This is a genomic window from Ideonella sp. A 288 (assembly GCF_002198735.1).
In the GTDB taxonomy this organism is placed as follows: Bacteria; Pseudomonadota; Gammaproteobacteria; order Burkholderiales; family Burkholderiaceae_C; genus Pseudaquabacterium.
Map to the genome: position 1 here is coordinate 1 of NZ_MWLO01000100.1, position 16,673 is coordinate 16,673.

A 16,673-nucleotide genomic window follows, 5' to 3' on the forward strand; every position below is an offset into this window, starting at 1 on the left:
GGTGGGCATCGGTCCGGCGGAGTGATGAGCGGCTGAGGTGAGGGCAGGGGCCGATGTTCGACGCTTCGCCGCGCTCCGGCCAGCGAATGTTTTTCAGCCACGGGGGCGAGCAAGTTTCATCGCGGGTGAACCCTTGCCAAGGCCCCGAAGCCCTTTCGCGGGCCGGGCCTGTCGGGTCCAATGCCGGCGTCGACGCCGTCGATCGCCCTGCGCATGCCCGGGCCCGGGACTTGCGGGCGCCGATCACCCACTTCTCCCCTCGCCGCACCCCATGGACCACACCCCCATCCGCTCGCTGCTCATCGCCAACCGATCCGAGATCGCCATCCGCGTGATGCGCGCCGCGTCCGAGATGCGCATCCGCACGGTGGCCATCTACTCGCAGCAGGACCGGCAGGCGCTGCACCGCTTCAAGGCCGACGAGAGCTACCTGGTGGGCGAGGGCCAGAAGCCGCTGGCGGCCTACCTGGACGGCGACGACATCCTGCGCATCGCGCGCCAGGCCGGCGTCGACGCCATCCACCCGGGCTACGGCTTCCTGTCCGAGAACCCCGAGTTCGCCGACCAGGTGATCGCCGCCGGCATCCGCTGGATCGGCCCGTCGCCGTCGGTGATGCGCACGCTGGGCAACAAGGTGGCGGCGCGCCATGCGGCGGTGGCCGCCGGCGTGGCGGTGATGCCGGCCACCGCGCCGCTGCCACTGGACGACGCCGAGTGCGCGCGCCAGGCGCTGTCCATCGGCTACCCGGTGATGCTGAAGGCCAGCTGGGGCGGCGGCGGGCGCGGCATGCGCGTGATCGAGAACGAATCCGGGCTGCCCGGCGCGCTGGCCGCGGCGCGGCGCGAGGCGCTGGCGGCCTTCGGCAACGACGAGGTCTACCTCGAAAAGCTGATCCGCCGCGCCCGCCACGTGGAGGTGCAGATCCTGGGCGACCACCACGGCAACCTGGTGCACCTGCACGAACGCGACTGCACCGCCCAGCGGCGCAACCAGAAGGTGGTGGAGCGCGCGCCCGCGCCCTACCTGGACGCCGCCGGCCGCGCCGCGCTGTGCGGCAGCGCCACCCGGCTGATGCGATCGGTGGGCTACACCCACGCCGGCACGGTCGAGTTCCTGATGGATGCCGACGACGGCCAGTGTTACTTCATCGAGGTGAACCCGCGCATCCAGGTGGAGCACACGGTGACCGAGATGATCACCGGCGTGGACATCGTCAAGGCGCAGATCCGCATCACCGAGGGCGCGCACATCGGCCTGGTGCAGGACGAGCCGGGCGGCCGCCACGCCACCGGCGTGCCGCCGCAGGACCAGATCCCGCTCAACGGCCACGCGCTGCAGTGCCGCGTGACCACCGAAGACCCCGAGAACGGCTTCCTGCCCGACTACGGCCGCCTGGCCGCCTACCGCAGCGCGGCCGGCTTCGGCATCCGGCTGGACGCCGGCACGGCCTACGGCGGCGCGGTGATCACGCCCTACTACGACTCGCTGCTGGTCAAGGTGACGGCCTGGGCGCCCAGCGCCGCCGAGACCACCCAGCGCATGGACCGCGCGCTGCGCGAGTTCCGCATCCGCGGCGTGGCCACCAACCTGCAGTTCCTCGAAAACCTGATCAACCACCCGGCCTTCGTGGCCGGCCACATCACCACCCGCTTCATCGAGAACACGCCCGAGCTGCTGGCCTTCACCGCGCGCAAGGACAGGGCGAGCAAGCTGCTGGCCTTCCTGGGCGAGATCACGGTGCATGGCAACCCCGAGGTGCATGGCCGCACGCTTCCGGCGCTGCCTCTCCCCAAACCGGTGCTGCCGCGCGTGACTGCCGTCGACGCACCGCCCGATGGCACGCGCCAGCGGCTGCAGGCGCTGGGGCCGCAGGGTTTTGCGCAGTGGATGCTGGCGCAGCAGCGCGTGCTGGTCACCGACACCACGCTGCGCGACGCCCACCAGAGCCTGCTGGCCACGCGCATGCGCACGGCCGACATGCTGCCGATCGCGCCGTTCTACGCGCACGAACTGCCGCAGCTCTTCTCGCTGGAATGCTGGGGCGGCGCCACCTTCGACGTGGCGCTGCGCTTCCTGAAGGAAGACCCGTGGGAGCGCCTGGCGCAGCTGCGTGGCCGCGTGCCCAACCTGTTGTTCCAGATGCTGCTGCGTGGCTCGAACGCGGTGGGCTACGCCAACTACGCCGACAACGTGGTGCGCCACTTCGTGCAGCAGGCGGCGGCGGGCGGCATCGACCTGTTCCGCGTCTTCGATTCGCTCAACTGGGTGGCCAACATGCGCGTGGCCATCGACGCGGTGCTCGACAGCGGCGCGTTGTGCGAGGGCGCCATCTGCTACACCGCCGACCTGTTCGACGACGCGCGGCCCAAGTACGGCCTGGCCTACTACCTGGGCATCGCCCGCGAGCTGCAGCGCGCCGGCGTGCACGTGCTGGCCATCAAGGACATGGCCGGCGTGTGCCGCCCGCGTGCCGCCGCCGCGCTGGTGAAGGCGCTGAAGGCCGAGACCGGGCTGCCGGTGCACTTCCACACCCACGACACCAGCGGCGCCTCGACGGCGTCGGTGCTGGCGGCCATCGACGCCGGCTGCGACGCGGTGGACGGCGCGCTCGACGCGATGAGCGGCCTGACCTCGCAGCCCAACCTGTCGGCCATCGCCGCGGCGCTGGCCGGCACCGAACGCGACCCCGGCCTGTCGCCGATGGCGCTGCACCACGCGTCCACCTACTTCGAGGGCGTGCGCCGCTTCTACGCACCCTTCGAGAGCGAGATCCGCTCGGGCACGGCCGATGTGTACCGCCACGAGATGCCCGGCGGCCAGTACACCAACCTGCGCGAGCAGGCGCGCTCGCTGGGCCTGGCCCACCGCTGGAGCGAGGTGTCGCAGACCTATGCCGACGTCAACCGGCTGTTCGGCGACATCGTCAAGGTGACGCCGACGTCCAAGGTGGTGGGCGACATGGCGCTGGTGATGGTGGCCAGCGACCTGACGCCGGCCGACGTGGCCGACCCGGCGCGCGAGGTGGGCTTCCCCGAATCGGTGGTGTCGCTGTTCAAGGGCGAGCTGGGCTTTCCGCCCGACGGCTTTCCCGAGGCGCTGTCGCGCAAGGTGCTCAAGCTCGGTGCTGACCAGGCGCCGCCGGTGCCTTATCGCCCCGGTGACCGCCTGCCGCCGGTGGACCTGGAGGCCGCCCGCGCCCAGGGCGAGCGCGAGTGCGAGCAGCCGCTGGACGAGCGCCAGCTGTCCTCGTACCTGATGTACCCCAAGCAGATGCGAGAGTTCTGCGCGCACCGCCGCCAGTATGGCGACACCTCGCTGCTGCCCACGCCGGTGTTCTTCTACGGCCCGCAGCCGCAGCAGGAGATCGCGGTGGAGATCGACCCCGGCAAGGCGCTGCTGCTGTCGCTGCAGTCGGTGAGCGCCGACGGCGAGACGGCGCACAAGGTGCAGTTCGAGCTGAACGGCCAATCGCGCACGGTGCGCGTGCAGGCCATCGGCCTGGCCGGCGGCGATGCGGCGCGGCCGGTGGCCGACCCGTCCAACCCCTTCCACGTGGCCGCACCGATGCCCGGCGCCATCGTCACCGTGGCGGTGACGGTGGGCCAGCGCGTGGCCGCCGGCGCCACGCTGCTGGCGCTGGAGGCGATGAAGATGGAAACCCACGTGGCCGCCGAGCGCGACGCCGAGGTGGAAGCGGTGCTGGTCGCGCCCGGGGACCGGGTCAATGCGAAGGACCTGCTGGTGGTGTTGAGGGCGGTGGCGGGGTGACCTGCTCAGCCTCGTGAGATAAGGAACCGGGCAAACCCGAAGCCACTGAACATTGCCCGGCCATACCGAGATCCGCCAAGGCAAGTCGCTCTGCGTGATGGTTGGCCCGAGCAAAGCGATCTTGGGCGCTTGCGACTTCTGCTCATGCAATCATTGATTGCTGGATCACGGTAGCGGAAACTTCGACCTTGCCGACGGCTACCTGATCGTTCTGGCGGATCTGTACGAAGTTTTTTGGCTGAAGGGGCTGTTCCCTGGGGAGGAGGAAAATGATGAAGATTGTGCTGGTTCTAGCGTTATCTGCCATAGTGAGTTCGTCAATCGCGCAGACCGCCAAGCCACTACAGAATGCCCTTACCGTGAGTCGGTTCGAAGGCACCAGCGTAGTTACGGATCTTGGTGAGGACGTCAAGCTGAATCGGGCCTCGACATTGAAACGAGAATGGTTTGTCCTCAATGATCCGTCGGCTCCATTAAAAATCAAGGGTGATGCCGGAGTTCTAATTCAATATAGGTCCGGCGGTGCATCGAGATCGGGACAGTTTCAGTACATGGCAAGTACTGAGGTAATTCCCAGCGAACCGATCAGTGCATACGAGCTACGGATGCACGTATTCGATGTCTTTGGTCGGCACGTCAAGACTCTTTCGACAGTTGATATCGGCGACACCCAGCAAACGAAGGTCGACAACTCGGTCTGGCGAATACTAAGCGAAAACGAAGCGTCCGAGGCATTCTCGTCCTTGATCTATGTCGCGCAGGTAAGGACCGCCGCCGGGCGCGTCTACTCAGTTGACCGGAGCGCAGTGTTTGAACATTTGCGGCGGATCAGTTCAAGGATTACTGAAGCGGAGCTTGAGCCGACAAAAAGGTAGAACTGCCGGCACTGTCGACTAAAACAACTCTGCTTCTTGAACCAAAACAGAGATCTGTTGAGACACAAGTGAAGTGTGCTTACTCAAAGGCCTCTTCGGATAGAGAGGATAAGTGCTTTGGACGCTAGGGAAATCAGTCAACTTCTGGGCGGATACGCTGGGTTGTCTTCGCTGTCCGAGCAGACCAAGCAAGACATAGTTGGTGCAAACGACAAGTTGCGCAGTGTCTTGGATGCGCTGGGTGGAAGTGGCATGGCTGGGTACGACATGCACGCTTTGTGGGAGTTGGATAGATTGACGCGTGATGTACGTGAAGCCAGTCGGATGCTTGGAACTCCGGTTCCTAGTGATTTGGATAGTGTATTGGGCTTTGGGCTGCAGTCGCCAATGCAGCCGAATGTTGAACTTCCTTCGGAGTTCAGCGGGGCAGCATTCGGCTCCTACCAAGAGCAGCGTGAGACCGCTTCGCGAAGCATGCAGGCCTCTGAACGCGCAGCAGAAAACGTTGAGGCCTTAGCCCGACAGACCGCTGACGTAGCGAAGGCAGTCGGCAACTTGTCAAGCGTAATTGTTGATAAGGTCGTGCCTGAGTGGATGCTTGGGGTCGAGCAGAGTCAACTTGTCGCTGACAAGCAAATTCGAAAGGCCAAGCACTCGCTGTGGGTCGCAGTTGCGGCGCTCATTGTCTCCGTGGCATTGGCCGGTTGGCAGATTTGGCTAACGATCGAAGGCGGTCGCGATGCAGATGCAAAGCACGATGCATCTATTAACCTGATGAAGCGGCAGGTTGAGGCATCAGAGCAATTAATTTCGGCCCAGGCCGCCTTGGAAAAAAAGATTCTCGCCGGTACTGAAAACACTCAGCTAAAGTCGGGCGCAGGTTATGTTTCGACGGCCGGAGCTAAGCCGGCCAGTGCCGTAAGCGGTGCGAAGCAGTAGGCTGAATCAATGCGCACTCCTAGTCATATGTGAGTACGCATGCGCGTTGAGTTGAGGTGCTCGGCGCAGCTAATTCCGTCGATTGTGAGCGACCTTGGGGCCGTTCTTACTGGGTCTGCTCACGCGAAGCCGGTCGACGGCCTACCGGTCGATCCCGAGAGGCTCGCCGGCGAGTCAGCCGCCATGAGGTTCCGGTGAACCTGATCGCTTCGCTAGTTGGATTGCACGGCCACCAACCTGACCTGCAAAAGGACAAGGGCCTAGAAGCATCGCTGCGTCTAAGCCCTTGATTTCATTGGTGCCGGTGACCGGAATCGAACTGGTGACCTTCGCATTACGAATGCGCTGCTCTACCAACTGAGCTACACCGGCGTGAAGCCCAAGAGTATAGCCTGTCCCGCGGGGCTTTCCGGCCGGGACTGCGGCGAAATGCTCAACTCGCCTCGCGGCGGGGCGCTCGGATGCCCTTGTCGTGTCGCTCAGGCGCCTTCGGCGTGGTACGCGTTGACGCGCTCGACCTCGTGGCGCGAGCCCAGCACCACGCCCACACGCTCGTGCAGCTTGGTGGGCACGATGTCCATGATGCGCTGCTGCCCGTTGGTGGCCAGGCCGCCGGCCTGCTCCACCAGGAAGGCCATCGGGTTGGCCTCGTACATCAGGCGCAGCTTGCCGGGCTTGGCCGGCTCGCGCTGGTCCCAGGGGTACAGGAAGACGCCGCCGCGGGTGAGGATGCGGTGCACGTCGGCCACCATGCTGGCCACCCAGCGCATGTTGAAGTCCTTGCCGCGCGGGCCGTCCTTGCCGGCCAGGCATTCGTCGATGTACTTGCGCACCGGCCGGGCCCAGTGGCGCAGGTTGCTCATGTTGATCGCGAATTCCTTGGTGTCGTGCGGGATCTGGATGTGGTTGGCCGTCATCACCCACGAGCCGGTCTCGCGGTCGAGCGTGAACATGTGCACCCCGTCGCCCAGCGTCAGCACCAGCGTGGTCTGCGGGCCGTAGACGCAGTAGCCGGCGGCGGCCTGGGCCTTGCCGGGCTGCAGGAAGTCGTCCTCGCTGATGCCCTGGTGGTGGCCCACCTTGCGCAGCACCGAGAAGATGGTGCCGATGGAGACGTTGACGTCGATGTTGGACGAGCCGTCGAGCGGGTCGAACAGCAGCAGGTACTCGCCCTGCGGGTAGCGGTTGGGCACGATGTGGATCGAGTCCATTTCCTCGCTGGCCATGGCCGCGAGGTGGCCGCCCCATTCGTTGGCCTCGATCAGCACCTCGTTGGCGATGACGTCGAGCTTCTTCTGCACCTCGCCCTGCACGTTCTCGGTGTCGGCGCTGCCCAGCACGTCGCCCAGCGCGCCCTTGTTGACCGAGATCGCGATGTGCTTGCAGGCGCGCGCCACCACCTCGATCAGCAGGCGCAGCGGCGGCGGGATGCGGCTGTGCTCGCGCTGCTGTTCGACCAGGTACTGGGTGAGGCTGATGCGTTTCATGGGGCGTCTGCGGTGGTGCGGAGGTGGTGCGGTGGCGGTGGACCGGCGAGGCTCAGGCGTCCAGCGCCTTGGTGACGATCTCGCGGACGTCGTTGCTGAGGTCGGCCTTGGCGGCGACGCGGGCGATGGCCTCGCGGGCGGCGCTGCGCCAGGGCTCGGCGAGGTGGCTCCAGCGGTCCATCGACCGGGCCAGGCGCGCGGCCAGCTGCGGGTTCAGCGCGTCGAGCTCGATGACGCGGTCGGCCCAGAACACGTAGCCGGCGGCGTCGGCGCGGTGGAAGGCGGCCGGGTTGCGCATGCACAGGCTCACCAGCAGGCTGCGTGCGCGGTTGGGGTTCTTCAGCGAGAAGTCGGGGTGCTGCATCAGCGCCTTGACGCGCTGGAACACGCGGCCGGCGCCGCTGCCCAGCGGCTCGGGCGCCTCGGCCTGCAGCATGAACCACTTGTCGATGACCAGCGGCTCGTCGGCGAAACGGGCGCGGAACTGCGCCAGCGCCGGCTCGGCCAGGTCGGCATGGGCGTCGACCAGCGCCTGCAGCGCGCCATAGCGTTCGGCCATCGGCGCCGCGTCCTTGCAGCGTTGGTAGGCGCGGCCGGGCCACACCGTGTCGCCGGTGCGCACGGCCTGCAGCACCAGCATCTGCAGCGCCAGGTTGGCCAGCGCACGGGCCCCCGCCTGCCCCGGCTCGGGGCGGAAGCCCTCGCGCACCTGGTGCGCCTCGAAGGCCCAGGCCCAGTCGGCCTGGAACCGCTCGGCGAGCTGCTGGCGCAGCTGCTCGCGCACGGTGTGGATGCGCTGCGGGTCGACCGAGTCGGCATGCTCGGCCACGTACGACTCGGTCGGCAGGCTCAGCACCTGCTCCTTGAAGGCCGCGTCGAGCGCTGTGTGCCGGAGGAGGCCGCGCAGCGCGTCGATGTGATCGTCGGTGAGCGTCGGCGCGGTGCCGTCGCGCAGCGCCGTCTGCATGCAGCGCAGCGTCAGCCGCTGTCCGGCTTCCCAGCGGTTGAAGGGGTCGGCGTCGTGGCGCAGCAGCACCCGCAGCGAGGCGTCGTCCAGACCGTCGTCGAGCCGGGTCGGCGCCGAGAAACCGCGCAGCAGCGACGGCACCGGCGGCGCGTCGATGCCTTCGAACACATAGGACTGCTCGGCCTGTGTCAGCACCAGCACGCGCTCGGTGCCGGCGGGCGCGGCCTCGCCTTCCAGTTGCAGCGGCAGGCCGCGGCCGTCGGCGCCGAGCAGGCCCATGGCCACCGGCATGACGAAGGGCTGCTTGTCGGGCTGGCCGGGCGAGGGTGTGGCGCGCTGCCGCAGCGTGAGCGTGTAGCGCCGCGCGGCGGCATCGTGCGTGCCGCGGGCCTGCAGCGTGGGCGTGCCGGCCTGGGCGTACCAGCGCTTGAAGACGGGCAGGTGCTGCGCCAGCGCGCTGCCGGGGTTGGCGTCGGCGATGGCTTGGGCGAAGTCGTCGCAGGTGACGGCCTGGCCGTCGTGCCGCTGGAAGTACAGGTCCATGCCGCGGCGAAAGCCGTCGCGGCCGACCAGCGTGGCCATCATGCGCACCACCTCGGCGCCCTTCTCGTAGACGGTGGCGGTGTAGAAGTTGTTGATCTCGACGTAGCTGTCGGGGCGCACCGGGTGGGCCATCGGGCCGGCGTCCTCGGGGAACTGCACGGCGCGCAGCGCGCGCACGTCGCCGATGCGCTTGACGGCCCGGGCCGACGGGCTGCCGGCCATGTCCATCGAGAACTCCTGGTCGCGGTAGACCGTGAGGCCTTCCTTCAGCGACAGCTGGAACCAGTCGCGGCAGGTGATGCGGTTGCCGGTCCAGTTGTGGAAGTACTCGTGGCCGACCACGCTCTCGACGCCGACGAAGTCGTCGTCGGTGGCGGTGGCCGGGCTGGCCAGCACGTACTTGGTGTTGAAGATGTTGAGGCCCTTGTTCTCCATCGCGCCCATGTTGAAGTCGCTCACCGCGACGATCATGAAGCGTTCGAGATCGAGCGACAGGCCGAAGCGCGCCTCGTCCCAGGCCACCGAGGCGATCAGCGAGTTCATCGCGTGCTCGGTCTTGCCCAGGTCGCCGCGGCGCACGTACACCTGCAGCAGGTGGTCGCGGCCCGAGCGGGCGCGGATGCGCTGCTCGCGGCACACCAGGTCGGCGGCCACCAGGGCGAACAGGTAGCAGGGCTTGGGGAAGGGGTCGTGCCACTTGGCGAGGTGGCGGCCGTTGTCGAGCTCTGCGGTCTCGACCAGGTTGCCGTTGGACAGCAGCACCGGGTAGCGGGTCTTGTCGGCGCGCAGCGTGACGGTGAACACGGCCATCACGTCGGGCCGGTCCAGGAAGTAGGTGATGCGGCGGAAGCCCTCGGCCTCGCACTGCGTGAAGAAGCCCCCGCCCGAGGTGTACAGGCCCGACAGCGCGGTGTTCTTTTCGGGCGCGCAGGTGTTGCGGATCTCCAGCACGAAGCGCGCCGCCGCGGGCGGCTGGTCGATCACCAGCAGATTGTTCTCGTGGCGAAACGACACACTCGCGCCATCGGCCAGCACACGCAGCAGCGTGAGGCCCTCGCCGTGCAGTTCGAGCGGCCGGCCTTCCGGCACATCGGCGTTGCGCTCGATCGTCAGCCGGCTGGCGACGATGGTCTTCGCCGGCTCGAGGTCGAACACCAGTTCGGCACTGCGGATCCAGAAGGCCGGCGCGGCGTAGTCTTCGCGGCGGATGGCGGTGGCGGGTCCTTCACGCATGGCTTGTCTCTCTCTGTGTCTTGTCGTCTCGTCTCGCGGCAGGGCACCGGCGCGCCGTGGCGGCGCCGCCGGCGCGCGCCGACTCACAAGCCGTGTTTCAGGCTGGCCTCGATGAACTGGTCGAGGTCACCGTCGAGCACTTTCTGGGTGTTGCTGGTCTCGACGTTGGTGCGCAGGTCCTTGATGCGGCTCTGGTCGAGCACATAGCTGCGGATCTGGTGGCCCCAGCCGACGTCGGTCTTGGTGTCCTCGAGCTTCTGCTGCTCTTCCTGGCGCTTGCGCATCTCGTGGTCGTACAGCCGCGAGCGCAGGCGCTTCCAGGCCACGTCGCGGTTGCCGTGCTGGCTGCGGCCGTCCTGGCACTGCACCACGATGCCGGTGGGGATGTGGGTGAGCCGCACCGCGGAATCGGTCTTGTTGATGTGCTGGCCGCCGGCGCCGCTGGCCCGGAAGGTGTCCACGCGCACGTCGGCGGGGTTGATCTCGATCTCGATCGAGTCGTCGATCTCGGGGTAGACGAACAGCGATGCGAAGCTGGTGTGGCGCCCGCCTGCGGAATCGAAGGGGCTCTTGCGCACCAGGCGGTGCACGCCGGTTTCGGTGCGCAGGTGGCCGAAGGCGTAGTCGCCCTCGACCTTGATGGTGGCGCTCTTGATGCCGGCCACGTCGCCTGCGGTCTCGTCCTCGAGCGTGGCCTTGAAGCCCTTGCGCTCGCAGTACTTGAGGTACTGGCGCAGCAGCATGCCGGCCCAGTCGCAGGCCTCGGTGCCGCCGGCACCGGCCTGGATGTCGACGAAGCAGTTCAGCGGGTCGGCGGGGTTGCTGAACATGCGGCGGAACTCGAGCTGCTCCACCGTCTCGCGCAGGGCGTTGGCATCGGCCTCGATGGCCAGCAGGTCGTCGAAGGCCTCGTCGGCCTTGGACATCTCGTACAGCTCGGTGTTGTCAGACAAGTTGCTTTCGAGGTGGTCGATCGTGCCGACCACGTTCTCGAGCGCCTTCTTTTCGCGGCCCAGTTCCTGCGCCCGTTTGGGCTCGCTCCAGACGCTCGGGTTCTCGAGCGCGGCGTTGACCTCGTTCAGCCGAAGCGCTTTGCGATCGTAGTCAAAGATACCCCCGGAGCTGCTTGGTGCGGGCGCTCAGATCGGCAAGCAGCGAGCCGATGGCGTTGATGCGTTCGATGTCCATGGGTAGGGGTGCGGGCTCGGAAATTAAGCCTGGATTCTCGCACGGGCCCATCCGAGAGGCGCTTGTCTTGACATGAGCCTGGATACCTGCGGGTTTGTCCGATGGGGGGCTTCACCGAGGGGGAGTCATATGTCAGAAAGCCGTAAGACCGTATGCCGATCCTGACATGCAAGCGTTCTCGGAGCGTTCTCGGAGTGTCGCGATGCTGCTTCTGGTGTCCTCGGTCAAGCTGGTTGCTGAGATTGCCCTGTTGGCATTTGCCGGGCAGTGGCTGCTCGGCCTGCTGGCAGGCAAACGACGCGACTCGAACCTGTTCTATCGCCTGCTTCAGGTGCTCACCACACCGTTCGTGCGGGCCGCGCGGCTGATCACGCCGCGCCTCGTGCTCGACCAGCACCTGCCGCTGGTGGCCTTCCTGGTGTTGGCCTTCGCGTGGGTCGTGGCCACGATCTCGAAGGTGTCGATCTGTCTCGAAACCGGAGTCAACCTGTGTCGATGAACCCGTCCCGCGGACTGCCCCACCTGTTGCTGCGCCTGCAAGCGATGACCTGGCTCGTGCTTGGTCGCCGCGAACAGGCCCGCAGCGTGTTCGACAGCATGCTGCAGCGCTGGCCCGCCGACGCCTACGCACTGGCCAGCCGGGCCCACCTGCATGCGCAGTGCGGTCACCCGCACCTGGCGCTGGCCGATGCGCGTGCGCTGGTGCAGCACCATCCCGCGGCCAATGCGGCGCATTGGTTCAACCTGGCCTATCTGCTCGAAGCGGAAGGCCAGCTCAGCGAAGCCGAGGCGGCCTTCCGAGAGGCCGTCGGACAGGACCCCGCGCTCGACCGCGCCTGGTACGGCCTGGGCCTGGTGCTCATCCGCCTGGGGCGTTACGACGACGCCGTGGCCGCGCTCAAGCGCAACACCGAACTGCAACCCATGAGCCCCTACGGCTGGTACCAACTGGCCCGGGTGCACATGGATCGTCACGACCCCGAGGCCACGCGGAAGATCATCCGCCACCTGCACGGGTTCGAACCCAAGGTGGCGGCTCAGCTCGAGCGCGAAACCGGGCTGGCGCCGTGACGGCAGACGACCGGGCATGCCCACGAGGCGGCCGGCCAGGGGAGAGCGTCGTTGTGCCGGGTATCGCCCCGGCGAGTTCATCGAGAGCAAACTGGAGGCGTATGCCATGCAATTGACAGAGAAGCACAAACAGTATTGGTCGAAGAATCTGCGCATCACCGGGATCCTTCTGGCCATCTGGTTCTTCGTGACCTTCGTCATCGGCTACTGGGCCCGTGACCTGAACTTCACCTTCTTCGGTTGGCCTTTCAGCTTCTGGGTGGCTTCCCAGGGCGCGCTGATCGTCTACTGCATCATCATCTGGTACTACGCACGGTACATGAACCTGCTGGACCAGGAACACGGCGTTGCCGAGGAGGAATGACATGGCAGGCTCAATGTTCGACCATGGCACCGGCGGCGGTACCGCCGGCAACAAGGCCTTCAAGGACCAGCTCTCCAAGGTGTACGGCTGGTACACCGGCGGCTTCCTGGTGTTCGTGGTCGCCCTGGCGATCCTCGAGCAGATGGGGCTGCCCCGCAACTGGATCGGCTTCATCTTCCTGCTGGCCACGGTAGGCCTGTATGCCGGCATCGGCATCATGAGCCGCACCACCGACGCCGCCGAGTACTACGTGGCCGGCCGCCGCGTGCCCGCGGTCTACAACGGCATGGCCACCGGCGCCGACTGGATGAGCGCGGCCTCGTTCATCGGCATGGCCGGCACGCTGTACCTCACCGGCTTCGGCGGCCTGGCCTTCATCCTGGGCTGGACCGGCGGCTACTGCCTGGTGGCGCTGTTCCTGGCGCCCTACCTGCGCAAGTTCGGCCAGTTCACCATCCCCGACTTCCTGGGCGCGCGCTTCGAGGGCAACCTGCCCCGCTTCCTGGGCATCCTGGCGGCCATCCTGTGCTCGTTCACCTACGTGGTGGCGCAGATCTATGGCGTGGGCCTGATCACCGCGCGGCTCACCGGGCTGGCCTTCGAGGTGGGCATCTTCGTGGGTCTGGGCGGCATCCTGGTGTGCTCGTTCCTCGGCGGCATGCGCGCGGTCACCTGGACGCAGGTGGCCCAGTACATCATCCTGATCGTGGCCTACATGATCCCGGTGGTGTGGCTGTCGGTGAAGCAGACCGGCGTGCCGATCCCGCAGGCGATCTACGGCTACCAGCTGGCCAAGATCACCGAGCGCGAGGCGCAGCTCAAGAAGGATCCGAAGGAGCTCGAGGTCATCGCCGCATTCAAGGCCAAGGCCGACGAGTTCGGTGCCAAGCTGAAGGACGTGCCCGCCGCGCTGGCCGCCGACAAGGCCGCGGCGCAGAAGAAGCTGGACGATCTGCGGGCCTCCAACGGCGCGGTGGTCGACATCCAGGCCGCCGAGAAGGCCCTGGCCGGCCTGCCCAAGGACGAGGCCGAGGCAAAGAAGGCCTGGACGGCGGCCAAGGCGGCCAACGAGGGCCGTGCCAAGCCCCTGGCCGGCATGCCCGACCACGCCAAGCAGTTTGCCGGCGACCCGAACGGCGACGAGAAGGCGCAGAAGACCTTCAACGAGTCGCGCCGCAACTTCCTGGCGCTGGTGTTCTGCCTGATGGTGGGCACGGCCGCGCTGCCGCACATCCTGATGCGCTACTACACCACGCCCTCGGTGAAGGAGGCGCGCGAGTCGGTGACCTGGTCGCTGTTCTTCATCTTCCTGCTGTATTTCACCGCGCCGGCCCTGGCGGTGCTGGTGAAGTACGAGGTGTTCAGCGTGCTGGTGGGCACACCGTTCGACAAGCTGCCGGTCTGGATCGCCAACTGGGCGAGGGTCGACCCGACGCTGCTGTCGGTGATCGACATCAACAAGGACGGCATCTTCCAGCTGGGCGAGATGCGCATCGGCGGCGACATCATCGTGCTGGCCACGCCCGAGATCGGTGGCCTGCCCTATGTGGTGTCCGGCCTGGTGGCCGCCGGCGGCCTGGCTGCGGCGCTGTCCACAGCCGATGGCCTGCTGCTGACCATCGCCAACGCGCTGTCGCACGACCTCTACTACAAGATGATCGATCCCAACGCCTCCACCGCGCGGCGTGTCACCATCTCGAAGGCCCTGCTGCTGGTGGTGGCCCTGTGCGCGGCCTACGTGGCGGCGCAGAAACCGGCGGACATCCTGTTCCTGGTGTCTGCGGCGTTCTCGTTCGCGGCGGCAGCGTTCTTCCCGGCGCTCACGCTCGGCATCTTCTGGAAGCGGGCCAACAAGTGGGGTGCGTCGCTGGGCATGATCGCCGGCCTGGGCATCACCGTGTACTACATGGTGCAGAACCAGGCCTGGCTGCGCGGCGTCTTCGGTGTCACCTCGCCGGTGGACCTGTGGTTCGGCATCCTGCCGATCTCGGCCGGCGTGTTCGGCGTGCCGCTGGGCTTCCTGGTGATCATCGTGGTCAGCCTGTTCACGGGCCAGCCGCGCCAGGACACGCAAGAGCTGGTCGAGCATGTCCGCTACCCGAACCTGAAGATGGGCAAGGCCTGAGCTTGGTGTCTTCGACCGCCGTGCTTCGGCACGGCGGTTCGATGGCCCTGGGGCCGCGTTCCGCAAGGGGCGCGGCCCTTTTTTCGTTCCGCCCGTGCCGCCTCGGCGGGTGCCGGTTCGATCGGCGTCAAGCCCCGCAGCCCGGATCTCCCACTAAGATCGTCCACCCCTCACCGCCCGAGGTCACCGATGTCCGACACGCCGGCCAGCGTCCGCCCAACGCCCTCGAGCAGCCTGCTTGCCAACCTGCGCACCGAGCTGATGCGCAAGCTGCCGTTCTCGCACATGGCGCCGGCGCATGTCGACCAGTTCATCGCCGGGTCCGCCCAGGCCTATTTCGCGCCCGACGAGGTGGTGCTCGAGCCCGCGTCGGGGCCGGTGCCGGCGCTGTACTGCATCCGCAGCGGCAGCGTCACCGGCCGCCGGGGCGTGGCAGACCTGTCGGGCCCGATCGAGTACGTGGCCGGCGACCTGTTCCCGGTGGGCGCGGTGCTGGGCCAGCGCGCGGTCAGCGCCACCTACACCGCCAATGAAGACACCTTCTGCCTGGTGCTGCCGGCCGACGCGATGCAGGCCCTGGCCGCGGTCAGCCCGCGCTTCGCCGATTTCCTCAACCACCGGGTGATGCAGTTCCTCGAGCTGTCGCGCCGGGCGGTGCAGGCGGCGGTGTCGTCGCACACGCTGGCGGAGCAGTCGCTCGAGGCGCGGCTCGACACGCTGGCGCGCAAGTCGCCGCTGGCCTGCGCCGCCGACACGCCGCTGTCGCAGGCGCTGGCGGCGATGCACGATCGGCGGGTCGGCTCGGTGCTGGTCACCGATGCCGCGGGTGCGCCGCACGGCATCCTCACACGGCACGACATCCTGGGCCGGGTGACGCTGCCGCAACGCGCGCTGTCCACGCCGATCGCAGACGTGATGAGCACGCCGATCCACTCGCTGACCACCGCGCACACGCTGCAGGACGCGGCGTTGCTGATGTCGCGCCACGGGGTGCGGCACGTGCCGGTGACCGAGGGCGGGGTGCTCGTCAACATCGTCTCCGAGCGCGACCTGTTCGCGCTGCAGCGGCTGTCGCTGAAGCAGCTGAGCACGCAGATCCGCGCCGCGCACGAGGTGCAGGCGCTGCCGCCACTGGCCGGGCAGATCCGCCGATTCGCCGCCAACCTGCTGGGCCAGGGTGTTCAGGCGCGGCAGCTCACCGAACTGATCAGCCACCTCAACGACGTGCTCACCGAGCGGCTGGTGCAACTGGTGGCCGAGCGCCACGGCCTGGACCTGTCGCGCGCCTGCTGGCTGGCCTTCGGCTCCGAGGGCCGCAGCGAGCAGACCGTGGCCACCGACCAGGACAATGGCCTGATCTTCGACAGCGACGACGCCGAGCGCGACCGGCCGGCCTGGCTGGCCTTCGCGCGGGTGGTCAACGAGGCGCTCGACAGCTGCGGCTACCCGCTGTGCAAGGGCCTGGTGATGGCCGGCAACCCGGCCTGCTGTCTGACGCCGGCCGAATGGCGGCAGCGCTTTGCCGACTGGATCGAGCGCGGCGCGCCGGAGGACCTGCTCAACGCCAGCATCTACTTCGACCTGCGCCCTCTGGTGGGCCACCAGGCGCTGGCCGCGCCGCTGCGCGAGATGCTGGTGCGCGAAGCAGCCCGCGTGCCGCGCTTCCTCAAGCAGATGGCCGACAACTCGCTGCGACAGCGCGCGCCACTGAACTGGCGCGGTGCCATCGACACCCGCGACGTCGGCGGCCGGGCGGCGTTCGACCTCAAGCTGCAGGGCACGGCGCTGTTCGTCGACGCGGCACGGCTGTTCGCCTTGGCGCATGGCGTGCCCGCACTGGGCACGCGCGATCGGCTCGAGGCGGTGGGCCCGTTGATGCGCGTGGCCGCGGCGGAGAGCGAGGCCTGGATCAGCGGCTTCGAGTACCTGCAGATGCTGCGGCTGCAGGTGCAGATCGGCGAGGCCGCCGGCGCCATCGCGTCGCCCGACGGCAACCCGAACCTCATCGACGTGGACACGCTCAACGACATCGACCACCGCATGCTCAAGGAAACCTGCCGCGTGGCCCGCCGCCTGCAGCAGCGCCTCGAGCTCGACTACCAGCGCTGACGG

11 protein-coding genes and 1 tRNA gene are annotated in these 16,673 nt (G+C 67.5%); 8 read left to right on the plus strand and 4 right to left on the minus strand.

Annotated elements, in window-relative coordinates:
• The first annotated feature begins 271 nt into the window (after positions 1 to 271).
• The 3 genes from EOINJALH_RS09535 (at position 272) to EOINJALH_RS31140 (ending at position 5,583) form a co-directional block, all read left to right on the plus strand.
• The gene (locus tag EOINJALH_RS09535; RefSeq protein WP_088280124.1) at positions 272 to 3,769 is read left to right on the plus strand and encodes a pyruvate carboxylase; all 3,498 of its coding nucleotides are present in this window, start codon (positions 272 to 274) and stop codon (positions 3,767 to 3,769) included.
• 272 nt (positions 3,770 to 4,041) lie between these two features.
• Complete coding sequence (locus tag EOINJALH_RS31135) at positions 4,042 to 4,644, plus strand: hypothetical protein (RefSeq protein WP_144289950.1); 603 nt, start codon at positions 4,042 to 4,044, stop codon at positions 4,642 to 4,644.
• A 162-nt stretch (positions 4,645 to 4,806) separates the two neighbouring features.
• A complete protein-coding gene (locus tag EOINJALH_RS31140) occupies positions 4,807 to 5,583 on the plus strand; it encodes a hypothetical protein (protein WP_144289951.1) in 777 nt (258 codons plus the stop codon).
• Positions 5,584 to 5,879: 296 nt separating this feature from the next.
• Here the strand turns inward: EOINJALH_RS31140 and EOINJALH_RS09540 are convergent.
• From EOINJALH_RS09540 to prfB, 4 genes are all read right to left on the minus strand, one after another.
• Positions 5,880 to 5,955, minus strand: a tRNA-Thr gene (locus tag EOINJALH_RS09540).
• Positions 5,956 to 6,062: 107 nt separating this feature from the next.
• A complete protein-coding gene (locus EOINJALH_RS09545; protein ID WP_088280125.1) occupies positions 6,063 to 7,070 on the minus strand; it encodes a class 1 fructose-bisphosphatase in 1,008 nt (335 codons plus the stop codon).
• A 52-nt stretch (positions 7,071 to 7,122) separates the two neighbouring features.
• Entirely contained in the window at positions 7,123 to 9,813 is a 2,691-nt protein-coding gene (pepN, locus tag EOINJALH_RS09550) for an aminopeptidase N (protein WP_088280126.1), read from the minus strand.
• An 83-nt stretch (positions 9,814 to 9,896) separates the two neighbouring features.
• Positions 9,897 to 11,001 (minus strand): peptide chain release factor 2 gene (gene prfB, locus EOINJALH_RS09555; RefSeq protein ID WP_144289952.1). Its coding sequence is split into 2 segments (ribosomal slippage): positions 9,897 to 10,919 and positions 10,921 to 11,001, totalling 1,104 coding nucleotides; the frame shifts between segments, so codons are not numbered across the junction.
• Between the two features lie 202 nt (positions 11,002 to 11,203).
• Between prfB and EOINJALH_RS09560 the strand changes: the two genes are divergently transcribed.
• From EOINJALH_RS09560 to EOINJALH_RS09580, 5 genes are all read left to right on the plus strand, one after another.
• Positions 11,204 to 11,500, plus strand: coding sequence for a hypothetical protein (locus EOINJALH_RS09560; RefSeq protein WP_088280127.1), 297 nt, complete (start codon positions 11,204 to 11,206; stop codon positions 11,498 to 11,500).
• Positions 11,497 to 12,072 carry a tetratricopeptide repeat protein gene (locus EOINJALH_RS09565; protein WP_088280128.1) on the plus strand — a complete coding sequence of 192 codons (576 nt, stop codon included), beginning with the start codon at positions 11,497 to 11,499 and terminating at the stop codon, positions 12,070 to 12,072. The genes EOINJALH_RS09560 and EOINJALH_RS09565 overlap by 4 nt, the downstream gene beginning before the upstream one ends.
• Positions 12,073 to 12,178: 106 nt before the next feature.
• Positions 12,179 to 12,436: a DUF4212 domain-containing protein gene (locus EOINJALH_RS09570; RefSeq protein ID WP_088280129.1), complete on the plus strand. Its 258-nt coding sequence runs from the start codon at positions 12,179 to 12,181 to the stop codon at positions 12,434 to 12,436.
• A gap of 1 nt (position 12,437) precedes the next feature.
• Complete coding sequence (locus tag EOINJALH_RS09575) at positions 12,438 to 14,561, plus strand: sodium:solute symporter family protein (protein WP_088280130.1); 2,124 nt, start codon at positions 12,438 to 12,440, stop codon at positions 14,559 to 14,561.
• Between the two features lie 189 nt (positions 14,562 to 14,750).
• The gene (locus tag EOINJALH_RS09580; RefSeq protein WP_088280131.1) at positions 14,751 to 16,670 is read left to right on the plus strand and encodes a DUF294 nucleotidyltransferase-like domain-containing protein; all 1,920 of its coding nucleotides are present in this window, start codon (positions 14,751 to 14,753) and stop codon (positions 16,668 to 16,670) included.
• Positions 16,671 to 16,673 lie beyond the last annotated feature (3 nt).